The organism is Amphritea pacifica, from assembly GCF_016924145.1.
GTDB classification, from domain to species: domain Bacteria; phylum Pseudomonadota; class Gammaproteobacteria; order Pseudomonadales; family Balneatricaceae; genus Amphritea; species Amphritea pacifica.
In genome coordinates this window covers 307-16618 of sequence record NZ_JAFFZO010000008.1, presented here as the reverse complement: position 1 = coordinate 16618, position 16312 = coordinate 307, and the positions used below count along the sequence as shown (strand labels likewise).

Annotated in this window: 12 protein-coding genes and 1 tRNA gene; 3 read left to right on the top strand and 10 right to left on the bottom strand. The window is 53.4% G+C overall.

Going from position 1 to position 16312, the window contains the following annotated elements:
• Positions 1–75: 75 nt before the first annotated feature.
• The 9 genes from JW499_RS05585 to JW499_RS05545 all read right to left on the bottom strand — a co-directional run bounded on the left by JW499_RS05585 (position 76) and on the right by JW499_RS05545 (position 12694).
• Positions 76–1422, bottom strand: coding sequence for a TolC family outer membrane protein (locus tag JW499_RS05585; protein ID WP_205209682.1), 1347 nt, complete (start codon positions 1420–1422; stop codon positions 76–78).
• A 477-nt stretch (positions 1423–1899) separates the two neighbouring features.
• Complete coding sequence (gene rnr / locus JW499_RS05580) at positions 1900–4644, bottom strand: ribonuclease R (RefSeq protein ID WP_205209681.1); 2745 nt, start codon at positions 4642–4644, stop codon at positions 1900–1902.
• A 178-nt stretch (positions 4645–4822) separates the two neighbouring features.
• The gene (secF, locus tag JW499_RS05575; protein WP_205209680.1) at positions 4823–5746 is read right to left on the bottom strand and encodes a protein translocase subunit SecF; all 924 of its coding nucleotides are present in this window, start codon (positions 5744–5746) and stop codon (positions 4823–4825) included.
• A 14-nt stretch (positions 5747–5760) separates the two neighbouring features.
• Entirely contained in the window at positions 5761–7611 is a 1851-nt protein-coding gene (gene secD / locus JW499_RS05570) for a protein translocase subunit SecD (RefSeq protein ID WP_205209679.1), read from the bottom strand.
• Positions 7612–7797: 186 nt separating this feature from the next.
• A complete protein-coding gene (yajC, locus tag JW499_RS05565) occupies positions 7798–8133 on the bottom strand; it encodes a preprotein translocase subunit YajC (protein ID WP_091360186.1) in 336 nt (111 codons plus the stop codon).
• Between the two features lie 41 nt (positions 8134–8174).
• On the bottom strand, positions 8175–9299 hold the full coding sequence (gene tgt, locus JW499_RS05560; protein WP_205209678.1) for a tRNA guanosine(34) transglycosylase Tgt: 1125 nt from the start codon (positions 9297–9299) through the stop codon (positions 8175–8177).
• Positions 9300–9429: 130 nt separating this feature from the next.
• Positions 9430–10479, bottom strand: coding sequence for a tRNA preQ1(34) S-adenosylmethionine ribosyltransferase-isomerase QueA (queA, locus tag JW499_RS05555; RefSeq protein WP_205209677.1), 1050 nt, complete (start codon positions 10477–10479; stop codon positions 9430–9432).
• Positions 10480–10763: 284 nt separating this feature from the next.
• Positions 10764–11507 carry a hypothetical protein gene (locus JW499_RS05550; RefSeq protein ID WP_205209676.1) on the bottom strand — a complete coding sequence of 248 codons (744 nt, stop codon included), beginning with the start codon at positions 11505–11507 and terminating at the stop codon, positions 10764–10766.
• A 98-nt stretch (positions 11508–11605) separates the two neighbouring features.
• Positions 11606–12694: an ethylbenzene dehydrogenase-related protein gene (locus JW499_RS05545; protein ID WP_205209675.1), complete on the bottom strand. Its 1089-nt coding sequence runs from the start codon at positions 12692–12694 to the stop codon at positions 11606–11608.
• Between the two features lie 326 nt (positions 12695–13020).
• On the opposite strand from JW499_RS05545, the gene trhO reads away from it, so the two are divergent.
• Positions 13021–14001, top strand: a complete 981-nt coding sequence (gene trhO, locus JW499_RS05540; RefSeq protein ID WP_205209674.1) for an oxygen-dependent tRNA uridine(34) hydroxylase TrhO — start codon at positions 13021–13023, stop codon at positions 13999–14001.
• A gap of 64 nt (positions 14002–14065) precedes the next feature.
• Here the strand turns inward: trhO and JW499_RS05535 are convergent, their stop codons facing one another.
• Positions 14066–14944 (bottom strand): LysR family transcriptional regulator, encoded by an 879-nt coding sequence (locus JW499_RS05535; RefSeq protein WP_205209673.1) that lies wholly within the window; start codon positions 14942–14944, stop codon positions 14066–14068.
• Positions 14945–15089: 145 nt separating this feature from the next.
• Between JW499_RS05535 and JW499_RS05530 the strand changes: the two genes are divergently transcribed.
• Both JW499_RS05530 and JW499_RS05525 read left to right on the top strand, forming a co-directional pair.
• Positions 15090–15863 (top strand): ferredoxin--NADP reductase, encoded by a 774-nt coding sequence (locus tag JW499_RS05530; RefSeq protein WP_205209672.1) that lies wholly within the window; start codon positions 15090–15092, stop codon positions 15861–15863.
• Between the two features lie 122 nt (positions 15864–15985).
• Positions 15986–16072, top strand: a tRNA-Leu gene (locus JW499_RS05525).
• Positions 16073–16312 lie beyond the last annotated feature (240 nt).

Sequence of the window (16312 nt, the reverse complement as noted above, 5' to 3'; positions counted from 1 at the left end):
ACGCCCCCGCGTTATAAAACATATGCTATGCCCTTACCTGGAAATCAGGCAAAAACAGAAAAACGGCTAACTGAGTTAGCTTTTCAACCAGTTATTGACAAGGATCAGGTCATCCTGAGTCAACACACCCACCAGCGCCTTAAGACGCAAGCCGTTGATCAGATAATCATATTTGGCGCGGGACAGGTCCCGTTTGGCGGAATACAGATCCCTCTCAGCATCCAGTACACTGATCGCTGTTTCTATACGTGCTTTGTAGGATTCACGGCGCAGATCAAGGGTCGCCTGCTGTGCGTTAACCGCTTGTTGCAGCGCTTTAACACGTTTGACCGCATTCACCACTCCCCAGTAAGTCTCTTTGGATTGGCGACGGGCATCCCGCATAATCCGGATCAGCTCCTCTTCGGCACTGTGATAGCGGGCAACCGCCTCACGCTTCTGCGAACTCACTGAGCCACCGGAGTAGATTGGCAGATTGAAGCGCAGGGTTAACTCCTGCGTTTCAACCTCACTGGCCCCACCAAACAGCGAGCCGCCAACATCCTCGTAGTGATTCCTGAACTCAGCATCCAGTGTAGGAAAGTGACCGGCATTCTGACGTTTCACTTCCTGACGGGCGACATCCACCGCTTCACGCTGAGCCACCAGGGCCGGATTATTGGTGATAGCACTTTGCAACCAGTACTGTTCATCAGCAGGAAACGGTAGGGACAGGTCGATACTTGAACGCAACGCCGACAGTGCTGAGAAATCCCTGCCAGTCATCTCGTAAAGCGCTTCATAGGCGTCCCGCAGGGCGATATCCGCGGCAGCATAATCCGCCTCCACAGAAGCCACCCGGGCCTCCGCATCATAGCGATCCACCTTACGCCCGACCGCAGCGTTTTCACGCCCCCGCGCTTGCTCAAGCTGTCGCTGGGCAGCATTCAGCTCGGCCTGTAAAAAGCCCAGCTCATCTCTGGCGGCCAGGGCCTGCATATAGGCTTCTGACACCCGCAGCATAAGGTCCTGTTGTGCACTGATCAGCTCCGCATCAGCCTGACGCAGTTCCGTTTTGGCCTGACCGATACGAATATAGTTGGCATAGCGGAAAATGGGCTGACTAATCGTCAGGGACCAGGCGGTAGAGGGGAATGAGGTATCGCCCCCCTGATACACTGTATTATCACTACTGATAATTTTCTGTTTGTTTTCAACCTTCTGATAGTCAAAATTGACTGAAGGCCGGTAGCCCGCCCAGGCCTGAGTGATCACTTCCTGACTGGCCTGATGGTCAAACTGGGCGGAGCGGAGTTGCGGGTCACCGTCCAGTGCCGCCTGATAGAGCTGGAGAAGATCCTCGGCCTGGGCCGGGGCAGAACAGAGCAATACAGAACAGAAACCCGCAGCAGCAATAGCACGGATCATTTTTTTGTTTTCCATGGTTCCCCCTCGACCTCATCCTGAGGAGTCTCCGCCTGGCAACCTTGCAGGAGAGTGAGCGTCCATTGCTACACATGATATTAGTTTATAAACAGCAACATAGATTGAATTTTAATCCGCATGAAGTATGGCCAGATAACCACCATTATTCAAACAAAAAGAGATTATAATAGTATATTGTTACTGGTTTCAAAATAACCCACTTTAAATCAAGCAATTAAAATAAAATCTTTCCAAAACAAGAAATTAGAACACCCTAATATACCCCGTCAGACTTGACAGTACCTGGGTTTCAAACAAGCAAATGATACAGCGACACAGGTGTCTGTAATAGAACACAGGACTGCTGTTTCAATAACGCCACGCCAGAATCGCAACCACCGCCACCCACCAGCAACAGGCCGTCCCCTCTCGGTGTGAAAGACTCGCTGCGTTTCAATCGATAACCGCCATCACTACGCTTCAGCCTGAAGCGTGTTATTTACGTGACGTTTTACCCCGCAACTTCTTCAACTTCCGTTTTTTAGCCCGGTTGCTCAGGCCTTTTGAGGGTTTTCTGGATAACCGGATCACTTCCAGTTCAGATTCGCTTAATCGTGCGCCACCTGGATTACCCGGCTTCGCCTCTAACTTTTGCCGCGACCCCTGCCCCGCTTTCGGCTCAGTTGCGCGTTTACGGGAGGGCTTAGCCGAGGCTTTCCGATCTGCCGCACCACCCCAGGGTGTTTCGCTCTCAGCCCCTTTTCGTGAAGATGAGCGTTTAGGGCGGGCGGACCCCGTTCTTTCCGGCTCGGCGCGGCCTGATCCTGACTTGTCTGAGTGACGGCTACCCGAAGGTCTGCGCCCCTGGCGACTTTCCAGCTCAGCCATGGCAATCTTTCCGGAGCGTAGCAGCTCGCGCTTACTCAACTTCTTTGGTTCAGGCTTTGTATTATCACCTGACTCGCCGGTCCCGACGCCCTGTTTGTCCGCCGCATCGAGTTTTTTCACCAGATCAAAATCGATCTTGCGGTCATCCAGATCCACTCTGGCCACCAGCACCTGCACCCGGTCACCGAGACGGAAGGACTTTCCGCTACGCTCACCATAGAGACGCTGCAGGGCAGCATCGTAGTGGTAATAGTCCCCCGGCAGCGCCGAGATATGGATCAGGCCTTCAACATAGACCTCCTCCAGCTCAACAAACACACCAAAGCCGGTCACCGCAGAGATAACCCCACTGAACTCCTCGCCGACACAGTCCTGCATATACTCACATTTCAGCCAGGCCATCACATCCCGGGTGGCATCATCGGCACGCCGCTCGGTCATCGAGCAGTGTTCACCTAACTCAACCATCTGTTCCATGGTGTAGCGGTGCATAAAACGCTTATCAGGACGGAAGTTGGCTGGCCGGGTGATATGCCGGCTATCACTATCGGAGTGGATCAGCCCGCGAATCGCCCGGTGCACCAGCAGATCAGGGTAGCGGCGAATCGGCGAGGTGAAATGGGTATAGGCCGGATAGTTCAGACCAAAATGCCCCTTATGCTCAGGACTGTAAACCGCCTGCGACATTGAACGCAGCATCATCACCTGAATAACATGTTTATCGATCCGTCCTTCCAGCGACTCAGACAGCGCCTGATAGTCTGGCGGGGTTGGCTCATCGCCGCCCCCCAGACTCAAGCCCAGCGGCCCGAGATAGGTACGCAGCGCCTGCAACTTCGACTCTTTCGGGCCATCATGCACCCGGAACAGCGCGGGCTGTTTCAGCTTCTGCAACATCTGCGCGGAAGCAACGTTGGCACACAACATACACTCTTCAATAATCTTATGGGCATCGTTGCGCACCACCGGAACGATCTTCTCGATCTTACGCTCTTCGCTGAACAGAATTCGTGTTTCGGTGGTTTCAAAGTCGATCGCACCCCGCTCCTCCCGGGCCTTGCGCAGGGTACAGTACAGCTCATGCAGATCTTCGATATGGGGCAGCACCTCAGCATACTGCTGACGCATCGCGGCACCGAAATCGGAATCCGGCTCCTCCAGCATCGCCCCCACCTTGGTGTAGGTCAGTCGTGCTTTGGAGCGGATCACCGCCTCGTAGAACGTATATTCACTAAGATTACCACTGGCGCTGATGGTCATCTCACACACCATCGCCAGCCGGTTCACATCGGGGTTCAGCGAGCACAGCCCGTTGGACAACATCTCCGGCAACATCGGCACCACAAACTCGGGGAAATACACCGAGTTACCCCGTTTATGCGCCTCAATATCCAGCTGACTACCGGGATGAACATAGGATGACACATCGGCGATGGCGACCCACAGCCGCCAGCCACCGGCGCGTTTCGGCTCACAGTAGACCGCATCATCAAAATCTTTGGCATCCTCACCATCAATGGTTACCAGAGGCAGATCACGCAGATCGATGCGGTTCTCGACGGCGGAATCGGGCACCTCGGGGCCAAACTCGCTGACCTCCTGACGGATCGCATCGGTCCATTCGTTAGGGATATCATAGTTATGGATGGCAACCTTGATCTCCATTCCCGGTGCCATATGATCACCCAGCACCTCGGTGACCCGCGCAGTGGCTTTGGCACGCTTCGATGGCGGCGTGATCAGTTCAACCACCACCAGTTGCCCCTGTTTATACTCCAGACCGCTATCAGGGTCGGGCAGAATCTGAATATCATTGGTGATGCGCTGGTTTTCCGGGGTCATATAACCGAACCCACCATGACCATGAAAACGCCCTACCAGCTTGCGGGTTTTGCGCTCCAGGACTTCGACAATCGCCCCCTCGACCCGCCCTTTACGGTCTTCACCGGTGGCCCGCACCAACACCCGGTCGCCATCAAACACCTGACGCATCTCCCGCGCCGAGAGAAAGATATCATCGCCGCCTTCGTCCGGAACCAGAAAGCCAAAACCATCCCGATGCCCCATAATGCGTCCGGCCACCAGATCCAGCTTACTCAGCAGCACATACTGGGCTTTGCGGTTGCGCATCAGTTGGCCATCCCGCTCCATCGCTCTTAAACGGCGGCGCAGTGCTTCGGCGGAATCTTCATCCTCTATGTTCAGTAAATTTTCCAACTGGGGACGGGTAAGCGGTTCACCCTGCTCAGCCAGCAGCTGCATAATCAGCTCCCGGCTGGCTATCGGGCGATCATATTTTTCCGCTTCGCGGTCGGCATAAGGGTCTTCAGAAAAGTGCTTTGAATCAGACATTAATCATCTTCTGTTATATCCGTTTTGAATAACTATACTCCAACCATTACTGAATCTGGAGCGTTTTCCTGTTCCTGCAGTTTAGTCAACCAGTTGCAAACCGGTAACCCGGAGGTGGCCGGACCAGTTAACAAAAAACCGGCTGATAGCCGGTTTTTTTAACACTACAAAATGCAATTTATGGCATTTCGTCGATCTCATCACCATCCGGCTTCTCTGGCGGGATCAGATCCTCTTTACAGATGCCCAGCATAATCAGGATGTTCGCCGCCACATAGATAGAGGAGTAGGTACCGATAAAGACACCCACCAGCAACGCAACCGCAAAGCCAAAGATCATCTCACCACCAAACACCGCCAGCGCCACCAGCACCAGCAGGGTGGTCAGAGAGGTGACCAGCGTACGACCCAGGGTCTGACTCAGGGAGACGTTCATAATCTCAATCGGCTCGCTCTTACGCATCCGGCGGAAGTTCTCACGGATACGGTCCGACACGACAATGGTATCGTTAAGCGAGTAACCGATTACCGCCAGAATGGCGGCCAGCACGGTCAGATCAAAGTCCAGTTGCAGCACGGAGAAGAAGCCCAGCACAATCAGCACGTCATGGGCCAGAGCGGTCACCGCACCCACAGAGAACTTCAGCTGAAAGCGGAAGGCGACATAGACCATCACCATAAACAGCGCCAGCAACATCCCCAGGCCGCCCTGTTCACGCAGCTCTTCCCCCACCTGAGCACCCACATACTCGTTACGGCGCAGGGTCAGTTCTTGAGCCTCACCGCTCTGCAGCGTCTGAAGAACCATATCTCCCAGTTTCGGATCGTGAGCTACGCCCATGCGGATCAGAATATCGACGGGAGAGCCAAAGGTTTGCACAATAGCATCTTCATAGCCGGCATTCTTCAGCTTATCGCGGATGCCGTTGAGGTCTGGCTCCTGCTGATATCCCACTTCGATCAGTGAACCACCGGTGAAATCAAGACCGAACTTAAGCCCGTTGACCGCCAGCGAAGCAACCGAGATCAGCAACAGGGTGATCGAAAATGCAGCAGCGATTTTTCGCAGCCCCATAAAGTTATAAATTTTTTCAGTCGTCATCTTACTCTACTCCGTCAGATCGACAGTTTCTTCAGCGTACGACCGCCGTAGGCCAGATTAACCAGCATCCGGGTAACCATGATCGCGGTGAACATGGAGGTCAGGATGCCGACCGACAGGGTGATCGCGAACCCTTTCACCGGGCCGGAGCCCATCGCGAACAGAATCACCGCAGCCAGCAGAGTGGTAATGTTGGCGTCAAATATGGTGGAGAATGCGCGGTCAAAACCGGCGTTGATCGCCGACTGTGGAGGCATACCATTTTTCAGCTCCTCCCGTATTCGCGAGAAAATCAGTACGTTAGCATCCACCGCCATCCCCACGGTCAGTACGATACCCGCGATCCCCGGCAGAGTCAGGGTTGCCGACAGAATCGACATCACTGCCAGCAGCATCACCAGGTTAAGCGTCAGGGCAATATTGGCCAGCAGACCAAATACCCGGTAGTACGCCAGCATAAACAGCAGCACCAGGGCAAAACCGATCTGCACCGACATCATCCCCAGCTCAATGTTCTGCTCACCCAGGCTCGGACCGACAGTACGCTCCTCGACAAAGTAGATAGGTGCCGCCAGCGCACCGGCCCGCAGCAGCAACGCCAGCTCAGAGGACTCTGTAGCGCTGTCCAGTCCGGTTATACGGAACTGGTTTCCCAGAATACTCTGAATGGTTGCCAGTGAGATAATCTTCTTCTCGACATAGGGGATCCGCTTGGTCACCTGCTCACCATCGACGGTTTCAGAGAGGGTACGGCTCTTATGTTCAACAAACAGCACCGCCATACGCCGCTTGATCGCGTTACGGGTGGTACGGTTCATCAGCTGGCCACCTTTGGCGTCCAGAGTGATATTCACCTGCGGCTGACCATTTTCATCGAAGGATGACTGGGCGTTAGACACGCTGGAACCGGTGATGATGACATCTTTTTCCAGGGTCGCTTCACGGTTCTCATTACGGAACTCATAGGTTTCAGTGGTCACCCGGGGGGCATCGGTTTTCGCTTCCAGACGGAACTCAAGGTTCGCAGTCTTACCGATAATCCGTTTCGCCGCAGCGGCATCCTGAATACCCGGCAGCTGAACCACGATACGGTTACGTCCCTGACGCTGCACCAGCGGCTCGGCAACACCCAACTCATTCACCCGGTTACGCAGGGTGGTCAGGTTCTGCTTGATGGCATAGTCTTCGATCTCACGAACCTTGCTCTCCACCAGAGTAATGGAGAGGTAGAAAGCGTCATCCCTGTCCTCGGTGTTGATGAGAAATTCGGAATAATCTTTACGCAGCAGGGTCGCCGCCTGATCGCGCACATCGGCCGCTGAGAACTTCAGTTCCAGACTGCCATCTTCACGATGCTCTACCGAGCGATAACGCAGTTTCTCGGTACGCAGCTTGGTTTTAATCTCACTGACATAGACATCCAGACGCTGTGCCACTGCGGACACCATATCCACTTCCAGCAGGAAGTGCACACCACCGCGCAGGTCGAGCCCCAGTTTCATCGGGCCTGCACCAATCGATCTGAGCCACTCCGGCGTGGTTGGCGCCAGGTTGAGGGCCACAATATACTTATCACCCAGCGTACGGCTGATAACCTCTTTTGCCTCAAGCTGAGTGCGGCTGTCTTTGAAACGAATCAGACCGCCCTGTTCTGTCAGCTCTTCACCTTTAACGTTGATATTGGCCTGCTGCAAGACCTCTGTCATCTGATCCAGCAACGGCTGATTGACTACATTTGATTCCCGGGTACCGGAAAGCTGAACAGCATAATCGTCGGGAAAAAGGTTGGGCGCGGCATAAAGACCACAAACCAGCAGTACCAGCACGATCAGCGCATTTTTCCACAGTGGATATTTATTGAGCATGGCGCTCTGTCCCTAACTAGCCCGGCTATCAGATCAAACGCTTATGCCTGCAAACGTTTGTCTCTGACCGGGCACCAATGTTTAGATTTTAACGTTTTAACCAGCGCAAACGACAGCCTGCGCCATCTCAGCTCTAATCACATAAAAACAACGCCACGATAGTGGCGTTTGGTTATGGATTTGTTACTAGATCTGCTTAATGGTGCCTTTTGGCAGCGCAGCACTGACATGAGTTTTCTGGAAAGTCAGCTCAGTCGTGTCATTCACGCTTAATACCACGTAGTCTTCATTAAGACGTACAACCTTACCGATCAGACCACCGGCGGTGATCACTTCATCACCTTTACTCAGTCCGCTCAGCAGTGCTTTATGCTCTTTGGCACGCTTGGCCTGTGGACGCCACATAAACATGTAAAAAATGACACCGAAGCCAACCAGAAAGATCAGGTTGAACATACTTGGATCTAAACCACCCGGTGCGGCGGCTGCTTCAGCGTAAGCTGGAGAGATAAAAAAGCTCATCAAGGCTTCTCCTAATACTTATTAAAATCAATAAATTAAAGTCAAATCTCATTATCAAGAGGCGGTGTTTCCATCCCCTTTAAATGGTAGAACTGGTCAACAAAGTCGTCCAATTTACCCTGTTCAATCGCCTGACGCAATCCAGCCATAAGTTCCTGATAATAGTGCAGGTTGTGGATAGTGTTCAGCTGCGAACCGACGATCTCCTTGCACTTATCAAGATGGTGCAGATAAGCACGGCTGAAATTCTGACAGGTATAGCAACTGCACTGTTCATCTAATGGCCGGGTATCGGTTTTATTGGCGGAGTTTCGCAGCTTCACCACCCCGTGACGGGTAAACAGGTGACCGTTACGGGCGTTGCGGGTCGGCATCACGCAGTCAAACATATCCACACCACGGCGCACACCTTCGACAATATCCTCGGGCTTACCCACCCCCATCAGGTAGCGGGGTTTATCCTCTGGCATCTTATACGCCAGATGATCCAGCACCTTCACCATCTCCTCTTTCGGCTCGCCCACTGACAAACCACCAATGGCATAACCATCAAAGCCGATCTCATTCAGTCCCTCGATCGACTCATCCCGCAGGTGCGGATACATCCCCCCCTGCACGATACCAAACAGAGCCGACGGACTGTCACCATGGGCTTCTTTAGACCGTTTCGCCCAGCGCAGAGAGAGCCGCATCGAATCCGCGGCTTCAATTTCAGTGGCTGGGTATGGGGTACATTCATCGAAGATCATCACGATATCAGAGCCCAGGTCGCGCTGAACCTGCATCGACTCTTCCGGCCCCATGAACACTCTGGAGCCATTCACCGGCGATTGGAAATGTACCCCCGCTTCGGTAATCTTGCGCATCGCCCCCAGACTGAACACCTGAAAACCACCGGAGTCGGTCAGAATCGGGCCTTTCCAGTTCATAAAGTCATGCAGATCACCGTGGGCTTTGACGACCTCGGTACCGGGGCGCAACATCAGATGAAAGGTGTTACCAAGAATGATCTGCGCACCGATCGCCTCAATATCTTTCGGCAACATCCCCTTCACCGAGCCATAAGTCCCCACTGGCATAAACGCCGGCGTCTCGACATCCCCCCGGGGAAAGCTTAAGCGGCCGCGCCGGGCCTTGCCATCGGTCGCCAGACGCTCAAACGTCATAAAACATTCTCTGGTCACAATCGGTCCTAAATAAGTTACCTGAACTCAGGTTTCGCCTGGGGAGTTTTGCGGTCTTCTCCCTATATAAGGCTGAATAATATAAATTAAAGGCTCATCACTGCTTTTCGGTTCAGTCCGCGCCATTGTGGCGGGTCTTTTTCGACAAAAACATCGCATCGCCATAACTGAAGAAACGATAGCGCTGCGCCACCGCCTCTTTATACGCCGCCATCATCTGTTCATAACCGGCAAACGCCGACACCAGCATCAGCAGGGTCGACTCCGGCAGATGGAAGTTGGTGATCAGCAGATCCACGGTGCGAAACCGATAGCCGGGAAAGATAAAGATATCGGTATCACCAAAAAACGGCTGAATCTCACCCGTCTGACTGGCCGTTTCCAGACAGCGTACCGAGGTCGTACCCACCGCCAGCACCCGGTTGCCCCGGGCTTTGGTGTCACGCACCGCCTGACACACCGCTTCCGGCACTTCGATATATTCAGCATGCATCTTGTGATCCTGAATATTCTCGACCTTGACCGGCCGGAAGGTACCTGCGCCCACATGCAGGGTCACGAAAGCTTTATTAACACCCTTTTCTTCCAGACTGGCTAACAGTGCATCATCGAAATGCAGCCCCGCTGTCGGTGCGGCCACCGCCCCCGGTTTCTCGTTATACACCGTCTGATAGCGTTCCCGGTCAGAAAGTTCATCTTCCCGTTTCATATAGGGGGGCAGCGGCATGTGTCCGAACTGTTCTAACGCTTCAATCAGATGGCCCTCTGCCAGATCAAACTCAAGCTCAAACAGATCATCATGGCGGGCCACCATGGTGGCTTTCAGGCCGCCCTCCAGGGTCAGCTCGGCACCCGGCTTGGGCGACCGGCTGGAACGGATGTGGGCCAGAGCTGAGTGTTCATCCAGCACCCGCTCAATCAGCACCTCGATCTTGCCGCCAGAGGCTTTCTCACCAAACATCCGTGCGGGAATCACCCGGGTATTGTTAAACACCACCAGATCACCGGGTTCCAGCAGATCCAGAACCTCGAAAAACTGTCGGTGCTGAAACTCACCGCTGTTGCCATCCACACAGAACAAACGGCTGTCGCTGCGCTTTTCTAATGGATAGCGGGCAATCAGCTCGTCGGGAAGATCAAAATGAAAATCTTTTACCTGCATAGATAAACGTTAACCTGAGACGCAATAAATTAGCTGAAATCGACCATCGTTTCGCTGACCGGCCGATAAAAAGGGTGCGTATCCTACCCGATTTGCGGTGAAACTTCAGCTAAATTAGACGATGAAAGATGATCTCAGGCATCAGCAGCCAGTAAAACAGAGGGGAAAGGGCGTCAGCAGTGTCAGCGCAACCGAAAACCGGCAAAAGCATCAACCCGGCTCACCGGGTCACGCCTCTCAGACAATTTTTTCAACCGGGCCGTTCAGACAACGACACGCTGCTGTTATTCAGCCCTATGTTCTTCAGGCTCAAGTACTATCGCCGGCAGCCGACACCAGAGATTCAACAGACAGAGTCCACTCATGGCACACACCGCACCAATCTCAACAGTGCCCGCCACCGATATAACATAGGCAAAGCCGTTGTAGAATCTGGCCAGCCACCAGGAACCAATATCCAGCCACAAGGCGATCCAGCCTGCAGAGATCAACAGGCTTTTCATCCATGATCGGTAACTGCTGTACGCCATGATCAGCGATACGATCACCAGAAACACCGCGATGCCAAACAGATGTATATGTGCAGTTCTTGCCATCTGGGTCCAGCTGTAGCCCCCTTCGGTGTACTGCACAATATCCTCGTAGCTGCTGAAGGGCATAGAGGTGATCGCCCTGCTCATCTGCGAGTTGCGACTATGGCACTTCTGACAGTCCTCACTGAGGATATACATCACCTCATCTTTGAAGAAATCATCATTCTTCGCCCCGCCGGCAATCCATTTCGCGATCACATCAATATCGCCATCCTCGGTGACATATTGATACATCGGGCCTTTCATCGCCGCTATCAGGCGTGAATCACTGTAGTGTGACTGAATCCTGTCCATCTCCGGGATATTGAAGCCCCGGTCATGGGATGAATAGAGTAAGCCGATCAGGGTGGTTGCACTGAGCGCCGCCAAAATAACAGTAATGAGAAAGCCAGAAAGTGCCAGCTTTGCCGAAACGTTAAGTACCGTGATACGCATAGCTTAACCTCTGATAAGTAGCATCACATAAGCGGGGTCTCTTCCCCCGCCGGAAGAAGAGACCATCTGTTGAGAAGCCGGTCATACCATCAATGCTATTACTTAAAGATCAGATCATAGGCACCTTCATGGTAGAGGTGATCAATCTGTGAATTATCAAACACCGAAACCCCAAAACTGTAAGCTTTGCTCAGGTCACTGAACTGAACATCCTGAACCCCGGCATTCTCTCCGGTTGTCACCAGCGCCCGTTTGATTTCGATGGTCCACCGGCCATCCTGCCACTCCCCTTTCGCCCAGATATCCCCGCGGGACCCGGTAAAGGGTTCAGACATAATGCCTGGAATCCGGTCACCCTCTCTGAAGGTATCGACGAAGGGCGTTTTCTGCGAAGGCGTAATGGTATAGCCATCCACATTGCCCTGTGTACGATTCATAAAAGCAGGTCCGGTCTTGTCGGCATTCACGTTATCAACATAGCCACCACCGGTTTTACTATCCCCATGACGGCCCCATTCACCATTCACTGTGGGGTCATTTACACTGTCGATGTACTGATCATCAATCAACCCCAGCGGATTCATACGCACACTTTTCCAGTGCCATATATCGATGGTCTCACCGTCGCGGGTATATTTCCGTCCCGGCGCTTTGCCGGTTTGATCAAAGCCATTAATTTTGCCGCTATCATCCTGCATATGACAGGCGACATCACAGCCTTTCTTGGCGAATCCCCGGGCATTGATGTTCCACAACAGCGCCAGTTTATCTTCATAAAAAACGTTATCGTGACCCGTCTGATCCTTCCCCTTCAGTTGCTTCCAACTGCCATCAGCCTGCTTTTCCCAGGGAAAGCGCGCCAGACTTTTAGTCGGATCGTCATATTGAACCAGGAGGTAGATAAAATGCTCGTCGTAGAGGGATTTCAGTCGTACATTAACACTGCTCATACCACCATAGTTATCGGCTTTATAGGGCAGATTATCAAGCTGAACACTCAACTCAGGGGCTTTATCCCATGCACTTTCAGCCATGCCATCAAGGATGATGGTGGTATCCGTCTTTACACTGGTCAGTGTCTCGTTGGCGGCCTGCACGGCACTACTTAGCGCACAACTTAAAGCGGCGCCACTCAGTAGTACCAGTGACCCTATATAACCGGCCGGAGTTTGCATAAAGCTTCGCATAGCTTAATCCTCTCTCTGAGTTGATATAGCGGAGCCCCCCCTCCCCTTTTTTTAAACCCTTACGCTACAGCTAAGTCTATAAACGCCGAAAGTGCGAACCCGGAAGCCAAATGAACCGGCTATACGCCATGATCATATTGATCGGCTGTGCAGCTGCGCGACCACTCTGGCCACACTGCAAGCCCGCCGCGTTACCCGCAAACCCTTACAGTTTGTCCGTCTTTCTGCGTCGCTAATCCGGGTACAATGGCGCCCTGATGTAATACCCTACACCCATAAACCCAAAGGCTCCGGATTTACGTTCCGATCGGCTGAGGAGAACAAAAATGTCACAGACCATCGTCTGCGCAATGTATAAGTTTGTTGCGCTGGAAGATTTCGAAAACCTGCGCGAACCGCTGCATCAGGTAATGCGGGATAACGGCGTCCGCGGCACCCTGCTACTGGCCAGTGAAGGGATTAACGGCACCGTTGCCGGTAGCCGCGAAGGCATTGATGCCCTGCTGGCCTGGCTGCAGAACGATCCCCGACTGGCCGATATCGTCTACAAAGAATCTCTGGACGACAGCAATCCGTTTCACCGCACCAAGGTGAAGCTGAAAAAAGAGATCGTCACCATGGGCGTTGAGGGGATCGACCCGAAACGGGTGGTCGGTACCTACGTCAAACCCCGGGACTGGAACGCACTGATCTCAGACCCGGATGTGGTGTTAGTAGATACCCGCAACGACTATGAGGTTCAGGTGGGCACCTTTAAGGGGGCGATCAACCCCAATACAGAGACCTTTCGCGAGTTTCCTCAGTATGTGAAAGAACATCTCGATCCACAGAAAAACCGTAAGGTGGCGATGTTCTGCACCGGCGGTATCCGCTGTGAAAAATCCACCGCCTACCTGAAAGAGCAGGGCTTTGATGAGGTTTACCATCTGGAGGGCGGTATCCTCAAATACCTCGAAGAGGTACCCCAGGACAGCTCCCTATGGGAAGGGGAATGCTTCGTGTTTGATAATCGGGTGACGGTGAATCATCAACTGGAAAAGGGCAGCTACGATCAGTGTCACGCCTGTCGCCTCCCCCTCACTGCCGGGCAGATACAAAGCGAAAAGTACCAGGCCGGCATCAGTTGCCCCAACTGCTATGACAGCCTCAGCGATGAGCAGCGCCAGCGCTTTATCGAACGACAGAAGCAGATGCAACTGGCACAGCAACGGGGTGAAGCCCATCTGGGGGCCGATGCCAACGAAACCAGCAGCAGACGACGCGAACTGAAATTGCAGGAACGTCTGGCGCAGCAGGAAAGCAGCTGATCCCTGGCGATGTTACCGCAGTCCGGTCTGCGTACTTATCTTCAAACACAGCCGGACTGTTTAATCATGCCTGATGACACAGCTCAATCCAGCGCTCGATCCCGGCGCTACGGTACTTATGCTTATTGATTACCAGATACAACTGGCGGCTGAAATCTCGTCCGGCGACCCACAAGGGCACCAGGGTTCCCAGCTCAAACGACTCTTGTAACGCGATGCGCGACAGGCAACCGATCCCCAGTCCCTGCGCCACCGCCTGCTTGATCCCCTCGGCGTGTTCCAGCTCCAGCAACACATTCAGATTTGGCAACAGTCCGTGCAACGCCCAGTCAAACGCCTGACGGGTACCCGACCCCTGTTCCCGCAGAATCCAGCGGGCTGACAGCAGATCGGTATCACTCAACTGCGGTTTCTGCGTCAGCGGATGATCCGGGGCACAGAACACCTCAAGGCGGTCATTGAGCCAGGGGATCACCTCCAGATCGGGGTGTTGCACTTCCCCTTCCACCAGGCCGATATCCAGATCAAAATTGATCAGCCGGGCAGCAATCGTCGAGGTGTTCGCCACCTGAAGATCCAGTTTCGCTCTGGGTTGCTCATCGAGATAGCGGGCGATCAGCCCCACCGCCAGATAGTTACCAATGGTCATGGTGGCGCCGATCTTCAGTTCACCCACCGCCTCATGCCGGGCCATATCCTGTTCCAGACTGCGGGCCCGTTCCAACAGCGATTCCGCCCGGGGACGCAGCAACCGCCCCAGCTCATTGATCTTCAGCCGCTTACCCACCCGGTCAAACAGCTGGATATCAAACTGCGCTTCCAGATCCCGCAGTGCACCACTGACCGCCGATTGCGACATCGACAGACTCTCCGCCGCGCGGGAGATATTGTCAAAATGGGCGACCGCCAGAAATACCTCCAACTGCCGTAAGCTATATTTCATAACCTGTTTTTCCGATAACTGTTACCATAATAATCGTCTTTAACAATATAGCAGACCGATCTACTATGCACTCAGGAAATAGACAGCCCCTTTTTTATAACCTGAATCAACAGTGTTATCAGTTGCATAAGTATGAGGTAGTTCCATGTCAAATATCGGTCGTGAAGAGGTTCTCAGCGTACACCACTGGAACGATACCCTGTTCAGCTTTACCACCAGCCGGGATCCCGGATTTCGCTTCAAGAACGGTCACTTCACCCTGATCGGTCTGGAGCACGAAGGCCGCCCCCTGATGCGCGCCTACAGTATCGCCAGTGCCAACCATGAAGATCAGCTGGAATTTTTCAGCATCAAGGTACAGGATGGCCCCCTGACCTCGAAACTACAGCGTATTCAGCCCGGCGACCAGATCCTGATCAGCCGCAAGCCCACCGGCACCCTGATAAATGACCACCTGCTACCCGGCAAACACCTCTATCTGATCAGCACCGGCACCGGCCTGGCCCCCTTTATGAGCATCATTAAAGATCCGGAAATTTATGAACAGTACGATAAAGTCATCCTCACCCACGGGGTTCGTCAGCTCTCCGAACTGGCCTATGCCGATGTGATTCAGGAACACCTGCCCGGCAACGAATACTTTGGCGATCTGGTGAGCGACAAACTGCTCTACTACCCCACCGTCACCCGGGAGCCGTTTCGCAATCAGGGGCGGCTGACCGACCTGATCTCCACCGGCAAGCTGACCCGCGACCTGGGCCTGCCTGACCTGAGCCTTGAGAATGATCGCTTTATGATCTGCGGCAGCCCGAGCATGCTGAAAGACACCACCAGCATCCTCGACCAGATGGGCTTTATCGAAGCCCGCCACGGCGATCTGGGGCACTATGTCATTGAGCGGGCTTTTGTGGAACGTTGAAACAGAGACGTTGCAACAGCCGTCTGATTGAATGCAGCGGCTGTGACGCAACGATTTCAAAGATATTTCACTAATCGCATTGACCGTTTGCAAACGAGCCGTATAATACGCTCCACGTTTGTGCCAGTGTGATGGAATTGGTAGACATAGGGGATTCAAAATCCCCCGCCCTTAAAAGCGTGCCGGTTCGAGTCCGGCCACTGGTACCATGAACGTTTGAAGAGAAAGCCTTGCTCATTCTTAAGTAGAAAAGCAGGGCTTTTTTGTATCTGGAGTTTGGGCAGGAAACACATAGGGGATTCGCTTTCTAAAAGATCTTGGCCCGCCCTTAAAAGCGTGCCGGTTCGAGTCCGGCCACTGGTACCATGAACGTTTGAAGAGAAAGCCTTGCTCATTCTTAAGTAGAAAAGCAGGGCTTTTTTGTATCTGGAGTTTGGGCAGGAAACACA